The 16,996-nt window shown below is 40.1% G+C and carries 16 protein-coding genes, 1 pseudogene and 1 riboswitch; of the genes and pseudogenes, 13 read left to right on the plus strand and 4 right to left on the minus strand.

Going from position 1 to position 16,996, the window contains the following annotated elements:
• Positions 1 to 13: 13 nt before the first annotated feature.
• Positions 14 to 610 carry a YkoF family thiamine/hydroxymethylpyrimidine-binding protein gene (locus DIS06_RS11810; RefSeq protein ID WP_110113480.1) on the minus strand — a complete coding sequence of 199 codons (597 nt, stop codon included), beginning with the start codon at positions 608 to 610 and terminating at the stop codon, positions 14 to 16.
• Positions 611 to 726: 116 nt separating this feature from the next.
• A riboswitch (TPP riboswitch) is annotated at positions 727 to 833 on the minus strand.
• Positions 834 to 895: 62 nt separating this feature from the next.
• Positions 896 to 2,059, minus strand: coding sequence for a DUF418 domain-containing protein (locus DIS06_RS11815; RefSeq protein WP_204166791.1), 1,164 nt, complete (start codon positions 2,057 to 2,059; stop codon positions 896 to 898).
• Between the two features lie 139 nt (positions 2,060 to 2,198).
• Here DIS06_RS11815 and DIS06_RS11820 point away from each other — a divergent pair, with 139 nt between their 5' ends.
• Entirely contained in the window at positions 2,199 to 2,387 is a 189-nt protein-coding gene (locus DIS06_RS11820; protein ID WP_110113517.1) for an S-layer homology domain-containing protein, read from the plus strand.
• A 120-nt stretch (positions 2,388 to 2,507) separates the two neighbouring features.
• On the opposite strand, the gene DIS06_RS11825 is transcribed toward DIS06_RS11820, so the two are convergent.
• Entirely contained in the window at positions 2,508 to 3,947 is a 1,440-nt protein-coding gene (locus tag DIS06_RS11825) for a GntP family permease (RefSeq protein ID WP_110113482.1), read from the minus strand.
• Between the two features lie 383 nt (positions 3,948 to 4,330).
• On the opposite strand from DIS06_RS11825, the gene DIS06_RS11830 reads away from it, so the two are divergent.
• The 4 genes from DIS06_RS11830 (at position 4,331) to DIS06_RS11845 (ending at position 9,178) form a co-directional block, all read left to right on the plus strand.
• Positions 4,331 to 5,716: a sigma-54 interaction domain-containing protein gene (locus DIS06_RS11830; protein ID WP_110113483.1), complete on the plus strand. Its 1,386-nt coding sequence runs from the start codon at positions 4,331 to 4,333 to the stop codon at positions 5,714 to 5,716.
• A 328-nt stretch (positions 5,717 to 6,044) separates the two neighbouring features.
• Complete coding sequence (locus tag DIS06_RS11835; RefSeq protein ID WP_110113484.1) at positions 6,045 to 6,749, plus strand: CoA transferase subunit A; 705 nt, start codon at positions 6,045 to 6,047, stop codon at positions 6,747 to 6,749.
• Positions 6,750 to 7,427, plus strand: coding sequence for a 3-oxoacid CoA-transferase subunit B (locus DIS06_RS11840; RefSeq protein ID WP_110113485.1), 678 nt, complete (start codon positions 6,750 to 6,752; stop codon positions 7,425 to 7,427).
• 425 nt (positions 7,428 to 7,852) lie between these two features.
• Positions 7,853 to 9,178: an NCS2 family permease gene (locus DIS06_RS11845; protein WP_110113486.1), complete on the plus strand. Its 1,326-nt coding sequence runs from the start codon at positions 7,853 to 7,855 to the stop codon at positions 9,176 to 9,178.
• Positions 9,179 to 9,250: 72 nt separating this feature from the next.
• On the opposite strand, the gene DIS06_RS11850 is transcribed toward DIS06_RS11845, so the two are convergent.
• Positions 9,251 to 9,424: a YvzF family protein gene (locus DIS06_RS11850; RefSeq protein WP_110113487.1), complete on the minus strand. Its 174-nt coding sequence runs from the start codon at positions 9,422 to 9,424 to the stop codon at positions 9,251 to 9,253.
• 241 nt (positions 9,425 to 9,665) lie between these two features.
• On the opposite strand from DIS06_RS11850, the gene DIS06_RS11855 reads away from it, so the two are divergent.
• From DIS06_RS11855 to DIS06_RS11895, 8 genes and pseudogenes are all read left to right on the plus strand, one after another.
• Positions 9,666 to 10,574 (plus strand): DMT family transporter, encoded by a 909-nt coding sequence (locus tag DIS06_RS11855; RefSeq protein WP_110113488.1) that lies wholly within the window; start codon positions 9,666 to 9,668, stop codon positions 10,572 to 10,574.
• 328 nt (positions 10,575 to 10,902) lie between these two features.
• Entirely contained in the window at positions 10,903 to 11,631 is a 729-nt protein-coding gene (pxpB, locus tag DIS06_RS11860) for a 5-oxoprolinase subunit PxpB (RefSeq protein ID WP_239422035.1), read from the plus strand.
• Positions 11,621 to 12,619, plus strand: a complete 999-nt coding sequence (locus DIS06_RS11865; protein WP_110113489.1) for a 5-oxoprolinase subunit C family protein — start codon at positions 11,621 to 11,623, stop codon at positions 12,617 to 12,619. Before pxpB ends, DIS06_RS11865 begins: the two co-directional genes overlap by 11 nt.
• A 1-nt stretch (position 12,620) precedes the next feature.
• Positions 12,621 to 13,376, plus strand: coding sequence for a 5-oxoprolinase subunit PxpA (gene pxpA, locus DIS06_RS11870; RefSeq protein ID WP_110113490.1), 756 nt, complete (start codon positions 12,621 to 12,623; stop codon positions 13,374 to 13,376).
• Between the two features lie 11 nt (positions 13,377 to 13,387).
• On the plus strand, positions 13,388 to 14,578 hold the full coding sequence (locus tag DIS06_RS11875) for an NRAMP family divalent metal transporter (protein WP_110113491.1): 1,191 nt from the start codon (positions 13,388 to 13,390) through the stop codon (positions 14,576 to 14,578).
• Between the two features lie 13 nt (positions 14,579 to 14,591).
• Positions 14,592 to 14,765, plus strand: a pseudogene (locus tag DIS06_RS11880) (IS6 family transposase); the annotation flags it as partial.
• A gap of 782 nt (positions 14,766 to 15,547) precedes the next feature.
• On the plus strand, positions 15,548 to 16,084 hold the full coding sequence (locus DIS06_RS11890) for a helix-turn-helix domain-containing protein (protein WP_110113493.1): 537 nt from the start codon (positions 15,548 to 15,550) through the stop codon (positions 16,082 to 16,084).
• 161 nt (positions 16,085 to 16,245) lie between these two features.
• Positions 16,246 to 16,608: an IS630 family transposase gene (locus DIS06_RS11895; protein ID WP_204166792.1), complete on the plus strand. Its 363-nt coding sequence runs from the start codon at positions 16,246 to 16,248 to the stop codon at positions 16,606 to 16,608.
• Positions 16,609 to 16,996 lie beyond the last annotated feature (388 nt).

The raw sequence follows: 16,996 nt of genomic DNA on the forward strand, positions 1-16,996 counted from the left end.
AGTTATCCTCCTTTTACTGTGCTTTCTTAGACGGGCTATTTGCGGATACATTCACTGTCATGACAACATGGCTTGCACTGTTTTGTGCGTTATGGAAGGAATCTTGTAATGTTTCAAACACTTGGTGAACGTCTCCGTCTAAGCGTGTTGCATAATGAACACCACCTGTCAGCGTTCCATGTTCTTTTGCGACGTTTACTTGAGCAGCAATTACGTCCATATAAGTAGGCGTGTTCATTGGATAAAGCGCGAATTGAGTGGACACATCAAGCTTTGTATCCTGTGCTCTTGCTTCATTTAACACAACGTCATCTTCTGTCATATACACATCACCTTCTGAATCACCTGGGCAACCAATCGAGAACGTACCGTTTAATACAACATGCTTTCCTGTTTTAGCAGCGGCCACGTAAATCGCTTTGACGACATCAAAGACGTGTGATTCACGACCACGAATACACGTACTCACATCATCGGTTTGCTTCCACACTTTTGACGTATCTGTTTCTTCAATCGCTGATAAGATCACGTTCACAAAGTCATCACTCATGACACCTAAATTAAAGCGGCATCCTACGATTCTACTTGTTCCACATACATGGTTTGTCATTTCCTATTCCTCCTGTTTGTAACTGATTTTATAAAAGGTAATAAAAAAACTGCACCCCATAGGAAGATGCAGTTGAATGATATCTAAGTATGTAAAAAGAAAATTCAAACGACGTAGATATACTCACTACACTTCCCCACGCTAGTATTATCTAGATCGGGTTATAAGGGATCGGAACGGTTGTTCACATCTCAGCCCATAATGAGCACCCCTAGTGTACGAAACGATATGCAGTTGTTTTATTAGTATGTAATATAAATCAGTTCTATGAATTTGTAAACCCTTTTATTTTTTACGGACCCATGTCGGAAAGCGTAAATACGTTACAACACGCCATAACCATTCAACCGGTCCTGTCGTGAAGTAGTTGAGCCACCAGTTACTCGCAGCTAGTTGAAGTGCGAAAAATAAGATTGTCAAAATGAAGCCGATAAAGGGGCCGAGTTGTCCGAATAAGCCAAGTCCATATCCATAGAAAATCGTTGTGAAAACGAGAGATTGAGTTAAATAGTTTGTGAGCGATAATTGACCAACTGCGGCAAAAGGGTGTAGCCACTTTTCAGCTTTTTGTGAGCTGCTTAGCCATAAAAAAAGAAATACATAACCTGCCGCAACGAGTGGTCCTCCTACAACGTCTTGAAGTAAAATCCATCTCTCATCCTTGGTTATAAAGGGAACACTTTTTACGACCAGTCCCCCTAGAAACGTTCCGATAAAAAGAGGAATGAGTTTTTCTTGATAGCGTTCTAGATGATGAATCCAACGCTTTTTGGCGACGTACATTCCAAATAAGAAAAGAGAAATCAATGGTAAGGTACCAATTCCAAAGAAAAGTCCCATGTGCTCATCGTTTTGTTCAAACGGTTGTCCTTCAAGTCGAAGCGTGACAATCTCTTCATATGTCCCAGATGATAGAATCCTATTTTCTTGTGTGACATAGTCAGCAGTTGGATGAAGCATCGCTGGTGCAGCATCATTCGTCGTTAAAAGAATAGTCCAGCTAAAAAGCAGAAGGGACGTTGTGATGAGAATGATGGGATGACGATTGTAAAAAAGGAGAAGGGTAAATCCACAAATGGCATAAGAAAATAAAATGTCCCCATCCCACACTAAAAACGTATGAACAATCCCAAAAAGCAACAGTAAACTCATCCGTCGCAGGAAAACCCACCTAAAGCGGTGCGTCTGCTTAGAGTCAACAGCGTCTTTTAACAAAATCAAACTAAATCCAAATAAAAAAGCGAAAATTGGATAAAAGCTCCCTTCAATGAATAAGCCAATGAACATACCTGTTAGACGATCTATGAAACCGAGTGGGTAGGTCATGTCTTCTTTTCCGAATAATCCGTACTGAAAAATCAATAAGTTGGCTGCTAAAATACCAAACAATGAAAAGCCGCGTAGTCGATCGATGTGATGAAGGCGTGGCTTGTGATGTAGGTTTGTCATGAGTAAATTCCTTTCATGTAAAGTAACGATTGCTTCATCAATATACCGAGAATGAAGCGGTTCGTAAAGAAGAAATGAATTCACAATCATGGGTTCCGTTTTTTCATCGGGGCTGTTTTTAATCGTGTTTTGACAGGCAATGAAGACCTCAGCGCCAGCACACAATCCACCACAAGAGAGAAACAAAGCTTCTACCATTGATTTATTGTCATCGAACGGTCTAACAACAGGTCGTGTGAACAATCGCTTCACACCAAACGACACGCTAAATCGCGCGCAATTTACTGTTTTGATTAGCCGTGCACTTGACTATGTAAATAAGAAATAACGTTTTTTCTAGAAGGTGAGTAAAAGAGATCAAACTCGCTTCATTCGACTGAAAACGAGCCATTCACATTTAACGAAAAAGGACAAACACCCCAAGGGGAGACGTTTGTCCTTTTTCGTTTTACACGATACCTGTAAATGTATAAAGTAAAATAATAAAGAAGACCGCTAGCGTTTTAATGATCGTGATGGCAAAGATATCACGATATGCTTGACGATGCGTTAAGCCCGTTACAGCTAGTAATGTAATGACGGCTCCATTGTGAGGCAATGTGTCCATTCCACCTGATGCCATGGAGATGACACGATGCATTACTTCTGGCGGAATATTAAATTTCTCAATCGCTTCTAAGTATTTTTCAGACATCGCACTTAACGCAATGCCCATCCCACCAGATGCAGATCCGGTAATTCCTGCAAGTGCAGTCGTTGTCACCGCTCCGTTTACAAGTGGGTTTGTAAAGGTTTCAGAGATGCCTTTACTAATTGCACCAAATCCAGGAAGAGACGAGATCACGCCTCCGAATCCATATTCTGCTCCTGTATTCATTGCTGCTAATAAAGCACCGCTGATGCTTGCGTTAATGCCGGCTTGGAAGTTCACACGTACTTTGTTCCAGTCGTACAAAAGAGTCGCAATGATTCCAACAACGAGTGCCATTTCAACAGACCAAATCGCTAATACCGACGATAGTTCTACTTTCCCAAACGAGTCTAACCCAATGCTTGCAAAGTCAAATCCATTTGGATACCAAATAGGAAGAAGCGTGGTAAAAAGTTTGTTTGTCACACCAACGAGAATAAGTGGAACGAATGCGAGTAGTTGACGTAACAACGTTGTTGGCTTTGGAGTAGGGTCTTTCACCACTTCCTCTTCTTCTTTTAACACCTCTGCCGCTGCAGCTACTTCATGATGAAAGCCATCAAATCCTTCACCCATCGCTGCTGCTTTTTTACGGCGTGTTTCTAAGTAAAAAAGCCCGAGTATTAAAACAAAAATGGCACCGATAATCCCAAGGAAGGGTGCAGCGTAAATATCTGTTTTAAAAAATGTTGTCGGGATTACATTTTGAATTTGCGGTGTACCAGGAAGTGCATCCATGGTGAAGGTAAACGCACCGAGAGCAATCGTTCCTGGGATTAATCGTTTTGGGATATTGGCTTCACGGAATAAGTTTTTCGCAAACGGATAAACCGCGAAGACAACAACGAATAAACTCACACCACTATACGTTAAAATGGCTCCCATGATGACGATCGCTAAAATGGCACGCTTTGCGCCAACAATTTGCACAATCGTTTTCGCAATGCTTTCCGCCAATCCGGACATTTCAACAACTTTTCCGAAAATCGCTCCTAATAAGAAAACAGGAAAGTAGAGCTTAATGAATCCAACCATTTTCTCCATGAAAATATTCGAAAAGAAAGGAAGGACAAAGCTTGGCTCGGTTAGTAACACGGCAAACAGTGCGCATATTGGGGCAAACAAGATGACTGAAAACCCACGATACGCGACAAACATTAAAAGACCTAAAGATAAAAGTATAATGACAAGTTCCATAAATATCCCCCTTTGCTAATAGTAAAAGTAAGCGTTTTCAAATTGTGTGATTCCCCTTGGAGAAAACGCAGCACTTATTTTAAAAATAAATGCAAGATTCGTGCCAACTTTTCATCTCTCTTTTAAAAAATGACGATTTGTGGTTTTTTTGCTGAAACATCCTTCTTTTTTGTGATCAACATGTAGATAGATTCAATCTTGCGAATTACTGAGTACGTTAGTAGGTGTCGTATTTTCCGGAAATGTGTAAAAATAGAGTGAATATAGTTCGGAATATCGGAAAATGATTGAGTGAAAGGGTAAATGACCTTGACAAATACTTGAAAGTTTATCATGATGACATCAATTATGATTATGAATATAAGAGTTAGGGAGCGCTGTACATGAAACGGGAAAGAGATTATATTCCGTATGATTGGTTTGAAGAGGTAATCAATGCAGTCGGTGAGTGTGTTGTCATTGTGGATAATCATGGAGTCATTCTTCATTTGAATACGGCTTATTGTGAGTTTTTAGGCATAGTAAAAGAAGAAGCAATAGGAAAGCCTGTTCAAGATGTGATTGAAAATACACGAATGCACCTAGTCGTAAAGACGGGGCAAGCTGAATTAGCAGCAGTTCAATCCATTCATGAAAGTGATATGGTGGCGAATCGTTATCCGATTTATTTAAATGGTGAAATTGTTGGCGCGGTTGGAACTGTGAAATTTCGTAATCGACAAGAATGGATGGAGTATGCACGAAAGATTCAGTCATTACTTGAAGAATTAACGTACTATAAAACAACACTTGAAGGAGCGCTTGGAAGTAAATATTCGTTTGATGACTTAATTGGTCGTAGCAACGCTTTTGTAGAAGCGAAGCACTTAGCAGAACGTGTAGCAGGGAGTCAGTCTTCGGTGTTGTTATTAGGTGAATCAGGTACAGGGAAGGAACTATTTGCTCATGCGATTCATCAAAGAAGCGCGAGAGCTCCTTTTCCGTTTGTGCGTGTAAATTGTGCATCCATTCCAGAGCATTTGCTTGAATCCGAATTATTCGGATACGAAGAAGGAGCGTTTACAGGAGCAAAAAGAGGCGGCAAAAAAGGAAAGTTTCAACTTGCTCATCGAGGAACCATTTTTCTAGATGAAATTGGTGATATGCCTCTTGCAATGCAAAGTAAGCTTTTACGTGTTCTGCAAGAAAAGGAAATTGAACGAGTAGGTGGACAAGTACCGATTTCGATTGATGTGCGAGTCATTGCTGCTACGCATCACAACATTGAGAAAATGGTCCAAGAAGGGACGTTCCGAGAAGATTTGTATTACCGATTGAATGTCATTAAGATTGACATTCCACCGTTACGTGAGCGAAAAGAAGATATAACGTTGATTGCTGAATTTTTGTTAAAGAAGTTAGAGAGAACGTTTAACCGTTATGGAATTGAACTGTCTGACGAAGTGTTAGAGCGATTCTACCATCATACTTGGCCAGGTAACATCCGAGAACTTGAGAATGTATTAGAGCGAGCGGTGAATGTGCTAGATCAACAAGTAATTTCTTTGACTCACTTGCCGTTGTACCTGCGCGACGAAGAGCAGCATGTGGCGCATAACAAGGAAACTCATTCGACTATTAGGCCACTTAAAGAGACAATGGCAGCTGTTGAAAAGACGGCGATGGTTCAAGCGTTACAAACAACAAAAGGCAATAAAGTTGCTGCAGCTAAATTGCTCGATATTAGTAAAACAAGCTTTTATGAGAAGTGCAAGTTGCATGAGTTATAAGGGATGATTCTTTTCCAAAAGGTCGCTCTTTTTTAGGAGAGATACAGCAGAAGTCAAGGATTCCTTAGAACGTGTTAACGAAAAGGTTAACGAAAGACAGAAGCAGAGCCGAAAGAGAGAAGACATCTCTTTCGGCTCTGCTTTATTTTGATGAACATCATGTATGCCTTTTAGATATAGTATCTATGCTTTTTATGTATTTTACTTCCATTTTAAAGGTGTGTAAACTCTTACATAACAAGATGATAAAAAGGTAAGGTTGAAAAGTTGTGTGATTTTGTAAGCGGTAACATCTCGTCTTTTTATTAAATAGGGAAGGGGATTGTTCATGAAAACCATTTATTCATCATTTACGGATGCAGTGAAAGAAATTCATGATGGTGCGACGATTATGGTAGGAGGATTTGGATTGTGCGGAATTCCGGAAAACTTAATTGTCGCACTGGCTGAAACAGGGGTAAAAGAGTTAACGGTCATTTCAAATAACTGTGGGGTCGATGACTGGGGATTAGGCCTATTGCTGAAAAATCGTCAAATCAAAAAAATGATTAGTTCCTATGTGGGAGAAAACAAAGAATTTGAACGTCAAGTGCTGCAAGGGGAATTAGAAGTCGAACTTGTCCCTCAAGGAACATTAGCTGAAAGAATTCGTGCTGGTGGTGCAGGGATTCCAGCGTTTTATACACCTGCAGGAGTCGGAACACCGGTAGCAGAAGGAAAAGAAGTGCGTGTGTTCAACGGGAAGGAATATGTGTTAGAGCATGCATTAAAAGCTGATTTTAGTTTAGTAAGAGCAGCGGTAGGCGATGAGATGGGTAATCTCATTTACAATAAAACGGCACAAAACTTTAATCCAATGATGGCAGCGGCGGGCAGTGTGACGATTGCAGAAGTGGAACAGATTGTTGAAACGGGCGCTCTTGACCCGCAACAAGTTCATACGCCAAGTGTGTATGTGCAGTGTTTAGTTGTGGGGCAGCAGCAAAAACGAATTGAACGATTGACCATTCAAGAAGAAGTAGGGGTGAGATAAATGGCGGTACAAATCAAAGGCAAAGAACTTGTGCGTGAGAAAATTGCAAAACGAGCAGAGAAAGAAATTGAAAGTGGCTTTTATGTCAATTTAGGAATCGGGATTCCGACACTTGTGGCGAACTATATTAGTGAGAACAAACAAGTCGTCTTGCAGTCAGAGAATGGTCTTCTTGGTATCGGCCCTTATCCGACAAAAGAAGAAGTGGATCCCGATTTAATTAATGCAGGAAAAGAAACAGTATCTGCTATTGCAGGCGCTGCTTATTTTAGTAGTGCAGAGTCATTTGGGATGATTCGCGGTGGTCATATTGATATTGCGATTTTAGGTGGAATGGAAGTATCGGAACAGGGGGATTTGGCAAACTGGATGATTCCTGGAAAAATGATTAAAGGAATGGGCGGTGCGATGGATCTTGTTCACGGTGCACGTAAAATCATTGTCATCATGGATCATGTGAATAAAAATGGTGAATCAAAAATTTTAAAAACATGTTCGCTTCCTTTAACAGGTAAAGCAGTTGTAAATCGTATCATTACAGATATGGCTGTACTAGACGTTACAGGTGACGGACTACGACTAGTAGAAGTTGCAACAGGCTATACAATCGATGACGTCTTAAAGGCAACGGAAGCAACGGTAGTTGTCAATGACGATGTAAAAGTAGATGCGTATTAAGAGAAAAATGTGAGGAAATGTGAGGAAATGTGAGGAAATGTGACGTTTGAAAACAGAAAATTAAAAAAGTTTGTTAGAAGTGCTTACACATTTGTAGCGCCTACACCCAAACTCGCATAAGATGTAATCAAGATCACATTATTCTCCTGCGATTTCGTATAACCTCTAAAAAAGGTATCTGGGATTTCATTGTAAATCCACACCTAGCTAGTAACCTAGCTAGGTCTTTTTTGTAAAAGCAAAATATTAAGAACATAAAGACTTTTGAATGATATCGTTTTCCATCTTGCATCTTTCTTAATTAGGACTATAATAGGACAAAAGATTTGACTTAATGACGTGAAGTACTACTAGTGAAAATGTCGTTTTCGGACATTTTAAGAGTAGGCTTTTTTGTTTTGAAAAAGATGAGGAGGCGCGTATGTTTGGAACGAAAAGGATTGTTAGAACGTTTATTTAAGTTGTCGGAACGCGACACAACAGCGAAGCGTGAAATACTTGCAGGGTTGACGACCTTTATGACAGTGAGTTACATCATTATCGTTAATCCGCTTATTCTATCGGATGCGGGTATTCCAAGAGATGCAGCGTTAGCAGCGACAATTTATGCGATTGTATTTAGTACATTAATCATGGCGCTTTGGGCAAACTTTCCCATTGTTACCGGTCCTGGAATGGGATTGAATGCCTTTTTTGCTTATTCGGTTGTATTAGGACAAGGTTTGTCATGGCAAACGGCCCTTGGAGCGGTATTTATCTCAGGAATTCTCTTCTTTTTACTCACCGTCACAGGGATACGTGAGAAAATTGTAGAGGCCATCCCTAATGTGTTAAAAGCATCAATTGCGGTGGGAATTGGTCTTTTCGTAGCATTTATTGGATTGAAGAATGCCGAACTTGTTGTGTTGAATGAATCAACGTATGTTGGGCTCGGAAATGTAACAGCAAAAGGACCACTATTAGCCTTGTTTGGATTGATTTTAGCAGCAGTGTTAATGGCCAAGCGTATAAAAGGTGCTCTTATTGTCAGTATTTTAGTAACAACAGCTGCAGCAATGGTAGTTGGTTTTCAAGCAACACCGACAGGGATTAGTGATGTGTTTTCTATTAAGCCGCCAAGCATTGCAGAAACATTTATGCAGATGGATCTTAAAGGAGCCATCGCATACGGTGTGTTTTCCGTTGTGTTCTCGTTTACGATTGTTGAGTTATTCGATACACTTGCAACATTAATTGGACTATCGAAAAAAGCAAACTTAACAGATGAAAATGGCAAAATTCCAAACATTAATCGCGCGTTAACGGCTGATTCAGTTGGGACAATGGCAAGTGCTGTGTTTGGTAGTACAGCATTAAACACATACATTGAAAATGCAACAGGGATTGCAGAAGGTGGACGAACAGGTTTAAAAGCATTCACGGTTGCGATGTTGTTTGTGTTAACGTTGTTTTTTGCCCCGCTCATTCAATTTATTCCGTCTGTTGCGACAGCACCAGCACTCATTATTATTGGCTCACTGATGTTGAGTGACATTAAAAACGTTAACTTTGATGATTTTACTGAGTTTGTCCCAGCGTTTTTGACCATCATCATGATGCCTCTTACGTTTAGTATCGCAGAAGGGCTTGCATTTGGATTTATTTCTTATACATTATTAAAGGTCCTTACAGGTAGACGAAAAGAAGTACATTGGATGATGTATTTTATTACAGCGGCATTTATTATTAACTTTATGATGATGTCTCACTAGTTCATAAAGCGCTGATTTTACATAATTTTGTAAGATCAGCGCTTTTTATGTGGAATATTGTCTAGGAAATAATTATTTTTTGACACTCATCTCAAGATACACACGTACATCTTTGCGGTTTTGATATTTTGGATTATTGCTTCGCGTGTACTCTTCACTTTTATGTGCAATATCATACGTCTTTTCAAAACTCTTCACCATCTCATCGATTTCCTCACGACTTCCCAACAACCTAACTTGAACCATCAATCAAAACTCCTCTACATGAAATGAATAAACAGTGTACCAAAACAAAACAAATTCGTAAATCAACATTACTTTGCATCGATGTTCAAAAAAATCTGGAACCTAAATAAATTTCACACACACTTCGAGAGAAATTTATTTAGGTTATAGAAAATCTAGATATTCATATAAATTAGGAGTACAATAAGGTGAAACGTGAAGTGAACCGTTTAAACAGAGAGATTTGATAGGAGATAGGAGCATGGAAAAATATAAAGTATACGTGATACTTGTGCTTGTTATGCTCGGATGGGGAATGAATGTCGTTGCTTTAAAAGTGCTTGTGACCAACTTTGCACCGGTAACGATGACAGCCATTCGTGTATTTATCGCAGGTTTATTTGTTTTGGCTTTTTTATATGCAACGAAACAAGCACGTCGTCTTTCTAAGAAAGAATTCGTGTTTATTACGCTTGTTGGTTTGTTAAATGTCGTAGGTCATCATATTTTTTTATCTTTAGGTTTAAAACAAACCAGCGCATCAAACGGTGGATTAATTTTAGGAATGGCACCGATTTTAACAACGATTTGTGCTGTGTTATTTTTAGGCACAAGGTTAACATTTCTTCGGTTTGTAGGTGTTCTCTTTGGATTTGCGGGTGTTGTGTTTATCGTTTTAACCCGTAGTGGTGGAGTGACGACAGGAGCGATTGGAGATCTGTTTGTCTTTTTATCACTTGTCACACAAGCAGTCAGCTATGTATTTATTAAAAAAGCAGCTACAACGTTAGATGCAAGACTGATGACTGGATGGATGCTCGTAACAGGTGCTTGTTTCTTATTTGTGATGAGTTTAATCATCGAACCACAAGGCTTACAAACGATGACACAAGGAAGCATAGGAGTATGGGCAGTATTTTTCGGTTCTGCACTGATTGCCACAGCATTTGGTCATATGATGTACAACCAAGCCGTCCAACATATTGGAGCAGCAGAAGCAGCCATCTTCGGCAATCTCAACCCGTTCTTTGCCCTCCTAAGCTCAGCCATCTTCCTAAACGAAGCCATCCAACCCCAACAACTCCTAGCCTTCCTCCTCATCGTAGCAGGAGTACTAATGGGAAGCGGCCTGTTGGAAAAAAGAAAAGCGAAGGCGACTGTTCAGCTTTGAGAGACATTGGAGCTTCTGGAGAAGAAACTGCAGTTTAGTTTCAGCTCCAGAAGTGAAATGGCCGAAAAGGTAGGAGCCATAGCTGGACAGAAAAGAAAAGCGAAGGCGACTGTTCAGCTTTGAGAGACATTGGAGCTTCTGAATAACCATATTTTTTCTATAACATAAAACAAGAGGGTATGCACCTCTTGTTTTTTTTTTGAATATTTGTTTTAGTAGAAAATATATGTGTTTTGTATAAATATGAAATGAGTAGTAATTACTCATTGAATTCACACTAATAAGTAGTGAGCAGATTGATAGTCAAAAACCGCAAGGGGGAGATTTTTTGCAGCGTAGAGATCAATCTTATCAGTTGGCTCCATTAGGTGACGGGGCGCTTGTTGTTACGTTTGGAGAGAGAATTAGTGAGGATATACATAAAAAAGTCAAAACATTCGTAACAAAGCTCGAGCACGAGCCTTTTGATGGGCTCATTGAATATGTACCTGCTTTTACAACAGTGACACTTTACTATAACCCGTGGGTACTTAGTGAAGGTGGAGCCAAAAGTGCATATGAAGAAGTGTGTGCCATTGCTGAGGAGATTCTGACGAAAATAGATGCTAGCGAAGAAGTAGAAGCACGACGAATTGAGATTCCTGTTTGTTATGACGAGGAGTTTAGTCCGGATTTATCATTTGTTGCGGAACATAATGGACTATCTGAAGAAGAAGTCATCCGCATTCATACAAGTGGAGAGTATATTGTGTACATGATTGGCTTTGCTCCAGGTTTTCCGTACCTCGGTGGTATGAGTGAGAAGATTGCGGCTCCTCGTAAAACCAACCCTCGTTCAGCAATTCCAAAAGGGTCAGTTGGGATTGCAGGTTCACAAACAGGTGTGTACCCGCTTGAAACACCAGGGGGTTGGCAACTCATTGGACGTACACCTGTCTCGTTGTTCGATCCGTACCGTGAATCACCAAGTTTGCTTCAAGCAGGTGACATCGTTACGTTTACATCCATTTCAAAAGAAGAATACAAAGAACGAGAGGAGAGAGAGCGTGAGTCTTAAAATTGTAAGGCCTGGTTTACTAACAACCATTCAAGATCTAGGCAGACGTGGCTATCAAAAAGAAGGCATTATTGAAAGTGGACCAATGGATCCTTTTGCGTTACGAGTTGGAAATTTACTCGTTGGGAACGATGAACGTGAAGGAAGTCTTGAAATCACCTTAATGGGACCAAAAATTCAATTTGAAGACGACCATCTCATTGCGCTAACAGGAGGGAACTTATCACCTAAACTTGATGGACAACCCATTAAGATGTGGCGTCCCATTCTCGTTTCAAAAGGTAGTTTATTAGAATTCGCTCTTCCAGTGGAAGGGTGCCGTACGTATATGGCGGTTTCTGGTGGACTTGCAGTCAAAGAAGTAATGGAAAGTAAATCAACGTATTTACGTGCAGAGCTAGGAGGGTTACATGGGAAGGCACTTCAGCCTGGGGATGTGATTCCTTGCGGAGAGATAACGGACCAAGCGAAGCCATTTTTAAAAGAGTTAAAACAAAGTCGATTGCAGCAAGCGATTTGGACGTTGCCACCTAGCTTACTGCCAACGTATAAAGATGAGCCTGTTATCCGAGTGATGAAGGGGTTAGAATACGACTTGTTTACGAGTGAAAGTCAGCATCAATTTTTCGAAGAGTCATTTCAAATCACTCCGCAGTCCGATCGAATGGGTTATCGATTAAAAGGGGCAGAGCTCGCGTTGTTAGAGCCGAAAGAAATGCTTTCAAGTGCGGTGACATTTGGAACGATTCAAGTACCGGCTGATGGGAACCCGATTGTCTTACTAGCTGACCACCAAACGACTGGTGGATACCCACGAATTGCACAAGTCATTCAGGCGGATTACAGTAAAATGGGGCAAACGGCTCCAGGAAAAAAAGTGTCGTTTAAAGAGATTTCTCTCGTAGAAGCAGAGAAGCTGTACATAGAGCAAGAAAAGAAAATCAATAACATTAAATGGGCATTACGTGTTAAAAGAGGAGGAGAGTAACATGGTCAAAGTCGATTTAAATTGTGATTTAGGTGAAAGCTTTGGTGCCTATCAAATCGGTAATGATGAAGAGATTTTACAATATGTCACGTCTGCAAATATCGCGTGTGGGTTTCATGCGGGAGATCCTAGTGTGATGCGTAAAACGGTAAAACTTGCGCTTGAGCACAATGTGGCGATTGGAGCTCATCCAGGGTTTCCGGATTTAGCAGGCTTTGGTCGACGCAACATGGCGGTCTCACCTGAAGAGGCGCATGACCTTGTGATGTATCAAATCGGTGCGCTTTCTGCATTTGTTCAAGCAGAAGGAGGAACGCTACATCATGTAAAGCCACACGGAGCGCTGTATAACATGGCGGCAGTGGATGCGTCGTTATCTGAAGCGATTGCCAAAGCCGTTTATCGCGTCAATCCTGATGTCATTTTATACGGTTTAGCAGGCAGTGAACTTGTAAAAGCGGGTGAGAAAGTGGGCTTGCAAGTTGCGAATGAAGTGTTTGCAGATCGTACGTATCAAGAAGACGGGACATTAACATCACGACGTTTACCCAATGCCTTGATTACAAATGACGAAGAAGCTGTGAAGCAAGTGGTTCGTATGGTAAAAGAAGGTAAAGTATTTACGCAGCAAGACAAAGATATTTCAATTAAAGCGGATACGATTTGTATTCATGGCGATGGAGCACATGCATTAGCGTTTGCTCGTCATATTACCAACACGTTACGCGATGAAGGCATTGAAATTAACGCTCAATGAGGTGAAAGAAGATGAAGCAAGAACGTAATTGGAGCGTCCTGCTCGGGGCTGCCTTTTTAATGGCAACCTCTGCAGTAGGACCAGGATTTTTGACACAAACAACTGTGTTTACTCAAACATTAGCTGCGAGCTTTGGTTTTGTTATTTTAATTTCTATTCTTTTAGATATCGGTGTGCAGTTGAATGTGTGGCGCGTTATTGCGGTGTCGGAAAAGCGCGCACAAGATATCGCAAACTTAGTGTTGCCAGGACTCGGTGTAGTTATTTCTATCTTAATTGTCATTGGTGGACTGACGTTTAATATTGGAAATATTGGGGGAGCAGGACTTGGATTTAACGCTTTATTTGGTGTATCAAGTGAAGTAGGTGCTGTCATTGCCGCAGCGATTGCGATTGTCATCTTCCTAGTAAAAGAAGCAGGAAAACTAATGGATCGCTTTACACAAGTGCTTGGATTCTTGATGATTATGCTGATGATTTATGTCGCCTTTACTTCTTCACCTCCTGTTGGTGAAGCCGTTGTGAAAACTTTTGCTCCTGATAAAATTGATGTCATTGCGATTGTCACCCTTGTTGGAGGAACGGTTGGTGGGTACATCACATTTGCAGGTGGTCACCGTTTATTAGATGCAGGAATCAAAGGGAAAGATGCACTTCCATCTGTGACACGAAGTGCCGTATCTGGAATCGGACTTGCATCGTTAATTCGTATTTTCTTATTTTTAGCGGCTTTAGGAGTCGTGAGTCAAGGGTTAACACTAGATCCTGATAACCCACCTGCATCTGTGTTTCAATTAGCAGCAGGAAACGTTGGTTATAAGTTATTTGGAATTGTCATGGCCTCTGCTGCCATTACATCAGTTATTGGAGCAGCGTATACGTCCGTTACGTTTATTCGTTCGTTCCATAAAGGTATCGTAAAATATGAAAACTGGGTAATCATTGGTTTTATTGTGGTATCGACATTGATCTTTATATCAATTGGTAAGCCGGTAAAGCTACTGATTTTAGCAGGAGCTTTAAACGGACTGATTTTACCGCTTACGCTTGGAACAATCTTAATTGCAGCGTATAAAAAGAATATCATTGGCGATTACAAGCATCCAATGTGGCTCACAATCTTTGGTGGATTTGTAGTTGTCATCATGGCATTAATGGGTGGTTATACGCTTATTAATCAGTTGCCACAATTATTTAGTTAATGAGATAAAAAACCATAAAAAAAGAATTCGCCCGATGCTTGGGTTAAAGTCCTTGCGAACTGCTAAACGAATTATTGCGGGGATAGAGGCTATACACATGATTAAAAAAGGACAGACTCTCCGAAGGGAAAAGTCTGTCCAAAATCAAAAAGAATTCATTCATAAATTGTTTGGATTAGCTTCATAAGCTAGCAATTTAAAGGAAATTGACACTCTATATTTCTATCGAGTATTTTTTGCACCAGAACCATCCGTTATATTCTTTTGGACCTTTTTCTGTATACCATTACCATGATATAGTATAGATAAATCCATTAATTGCACAACATTCATAAAAAAGGAAGGTGTTTATGTTACTTAAAAGGAAACTAATTACCGCTTTACTAACTATCCTAATTTCAAGTATTATTATATGTCTAATAACTCCTGTAAACGGATTTTTTTATGAAATAAATAACTATTGGAACAGTGTTTTAAATAGTTTTTTGACAGTCCCTGTATACGTTGGAGTCGGTGTTATACTATATGGGATTCCTATATCACTAATAATTGATAAAATAACGGGAAAGATGGAAAGTGGACAATTAGCTTTTTATATAATAGCTTATATTTTCTTTGGTATTCTTCCTTTCTTTCTACTTTGGTTTCTAACTATATATTCACTAGGTATCGCACTTTTATTTGGCACAATAGATTGGATAATAAAAAGATCTTTAAACAAGAAACACCCCCTAGAATAATATTATTTTAGGGGGTGTTTCTTGTTTAATATGAAGAATTGAAGGTTATATTGGGCATAAACGGCCACAAATACTCAAATCCCTTATTCGTAGATTGATGAACTGTTTTGTAATTGTTACTAGGGTTAAACATTCTATATAAATCCTGTTTAAAAATCTAACATAGGTTTAAACTTTCAATGGTTTTGTCTATCCTAGTACTATTCATTTACTAGGAGGGTGAACGATCATGGGTGCTTTACGCCTAGCTACTACACATGGATGGACCATTGAAGAACTTAAAGAACTAGAAAAGCAGACAGATGATGTACGGGCTCGTCAGCGAATCATGTCTGTGCGCTTCGTCATGGAAGGATACGAGGGACAAGAGATTGCCCGCATTTTAGTTCGCGCTCGTCAGGCCATTTCAATTTATATCCACACCTTTGAAGAAGAAGGCATGGATGGATTACTGCGTCGGGGGACGTCACCCGGAAAACCTTGCCGTCTTTCGAAGGAACAACAAGAACAGTTAATGAAGACCATCATAGAAGAAACACCCAAGTCCATAGGAATCGCTATGGAGTCTCATTGGCATACTCGAAATATCCAAGCGTATCTCGTTTCTTCTTTTGATACCTATCTTTCAAGGGAAGCTATTCGCTTGCTTCTTCACAGAATGGGGCTTCGTTATACACGTCCGACGTATCAACTAAAAAGGGCAGATAAAAAGAAACAGGCGGCGTTTCAAAAAGACATCCATATGGTAAAAAAACATTATAAATGACCCTCACTGTACCCTGTTGTATTTAGATGAGACTCATATTCGTGATCAGCAGCTTCTCCATGCGACATGGCAGCCCAAGGGAAAGCAATTAGGTGTGAAAGTAGAAGGCATGCCAACCACGCTTCATCTATTTGGTGCCTTAGATGTTCAAAGGGGGGGAGGTGCAAGTGGCCTCAACGGAACGGTGTAATGCCCAATCGTTTGAATCTTTTTTAAACCAGTTGTTAGAGCACTATCCTAATCAGCATTTGTTTATTGTCTTAGATAACGCTCGCTATCATCACGCCCGTTATCTACATCCTTTTCTAGAAAAGAGGAGAGATCATCTAACACTATGGTTTTTACCACCTTATTCTCCAGAGCTTAATTTGATTGAACGCTTCTGGAAATGGTTAAAGGGAACGGTGGTAGCGAACTGTTATTATTCAGAACGTTCTGCGCTTCTTTCAGCTGTACAGCAATTTCTGGATAATGTGAATCAGACTCCGCAAAAAGTACTGAAAAGAATCGGCTTTTCATGTTAGAAAATTAACTTGGATTTATATATATTACATTTCATTTAGAGGTGAAGATATGGAAACACAATCCGTTGTCTTAAGATTTCCCAAGACTTTTTTAGATAGAGTCGACACATACAAAGAGCGAAAGGGTTTTGGTACTCGTACACAAGCTATTTTTCATTTACTGCAACTAGCACTCGAACAGTCGGACAACCGAGATGGCAAGTAAGCCATCCCTTGTCCGAAGGCGATTCATCCCCCACCTACTCATTGGGCTTGGCCTTTCTCATTCCTTGAGGTGGGGGTCTTCTCGACTGAAATGATAAAAAGAATACTTCCTCTTATTAGAGTAACACAATTATGCGAATGTGTGTTTGTTTTCGGAGTTCTATTGAATCCATAAAAAGAAGCA

It is taken from the genome of Bacillus sp. CGMCC 1.16541, from assembly GCF_003184905.1.
GTDB lineage: Bacteria > Bacillota > Bacilli > Bacillales > Bacillaceae_H > Priestia.

What these genes read in the sequence shown, in the direction of transcription:
- DIS06_RS11810 (WP_110113480.1), bottom strand. Translation starts at nt 610, where the DNA reads ATGACAAACCATGTATGTGGAACAAGTAGAATCGTAGGATGCCGCTTT.
- DIS06_RS11815 (WP_204166791.1), bottom strand. Translation starts at nt 2,059, where the DNA reads ATGACAAACCTACATCACAAGCCACGCCTTCATCACATCGATCGACTA.
- DIS06_RS11820 (WP_110113517.1), top strand. Translation starts at nt 2,199, where the DNA reads ATGAAGACCTCAGCGCCAGCACACAATCCACCACAAGAGAGAAACAAA.
- DIS06_RS11825 (WP_110113482.1), bottom strand. Translation starts at nt 3,947, where the DNA reads ATGGAACTTGTCATTATACTTTTATCTTTAGGTCTTTTAATGTTTGTC.
- DIS06_RS11830 (WP_110113483.1), top strand. Translation starts at nt 4,331, where the DNA reads ATGAAACGGGAAAGAGATTATATTCCGTATGATTGGTTTGAAGAGGTA.
- DIS06_RS11835 (WP_110113484.1), top strand. Translation starts at nt 6,045, where the DNA reads ATGAAAACCATTTATTCATCATTTACGGATGCAGTGAAAGAAATTCAT.
- DIS06_RS11840 (WP_110113485.1), top strand. Translation starts at nt 6,750, where the DNA reads ATGGCGGTACAAATCAAAGGCAAAGAACTTGTGCGTGAGAAAATTGCA.
- DIS06_RS11850 (WP_110113487.1), bottom strand. Translation starts at nt 9,424, where the DNA reads ATGGTTCAAGTTAGGTTGTTGGGAAGTCGTGAGGAAATCGATGAGATG.
- DIS06_RS11855 (WP_110113488.1), top strand. Translation starts at nt 9,666, where the DNA reads ATGGAAAAATATAAAGTATACGTGATACTTGTGCTTGTTATGCTCGGA.
- pxpA (WP_110113490.1), top strand. Translation starts at nt 12,621, where the DNA reads ATGGTCAAAGTCGATTTAAATTGTGATTTAGGTGAAAGCTTTGGTGCC.
- DIS06_RS11875 (WP_110113491.1), top strand. Translation starts at nt 13,388, where the DNA reads ATGAAGCAAGAACGTAATTGGAGCGTCCTGCTCGGGGCTGCCTTTTTA.
- DIS06_RS11890 (WP_110113493.1), top strand. Translation starts at nt 15,548, where the DNA reads ATGGGTGCTTTACGCCTAGCTACTACACATGGATGGACCATTGAAGAA.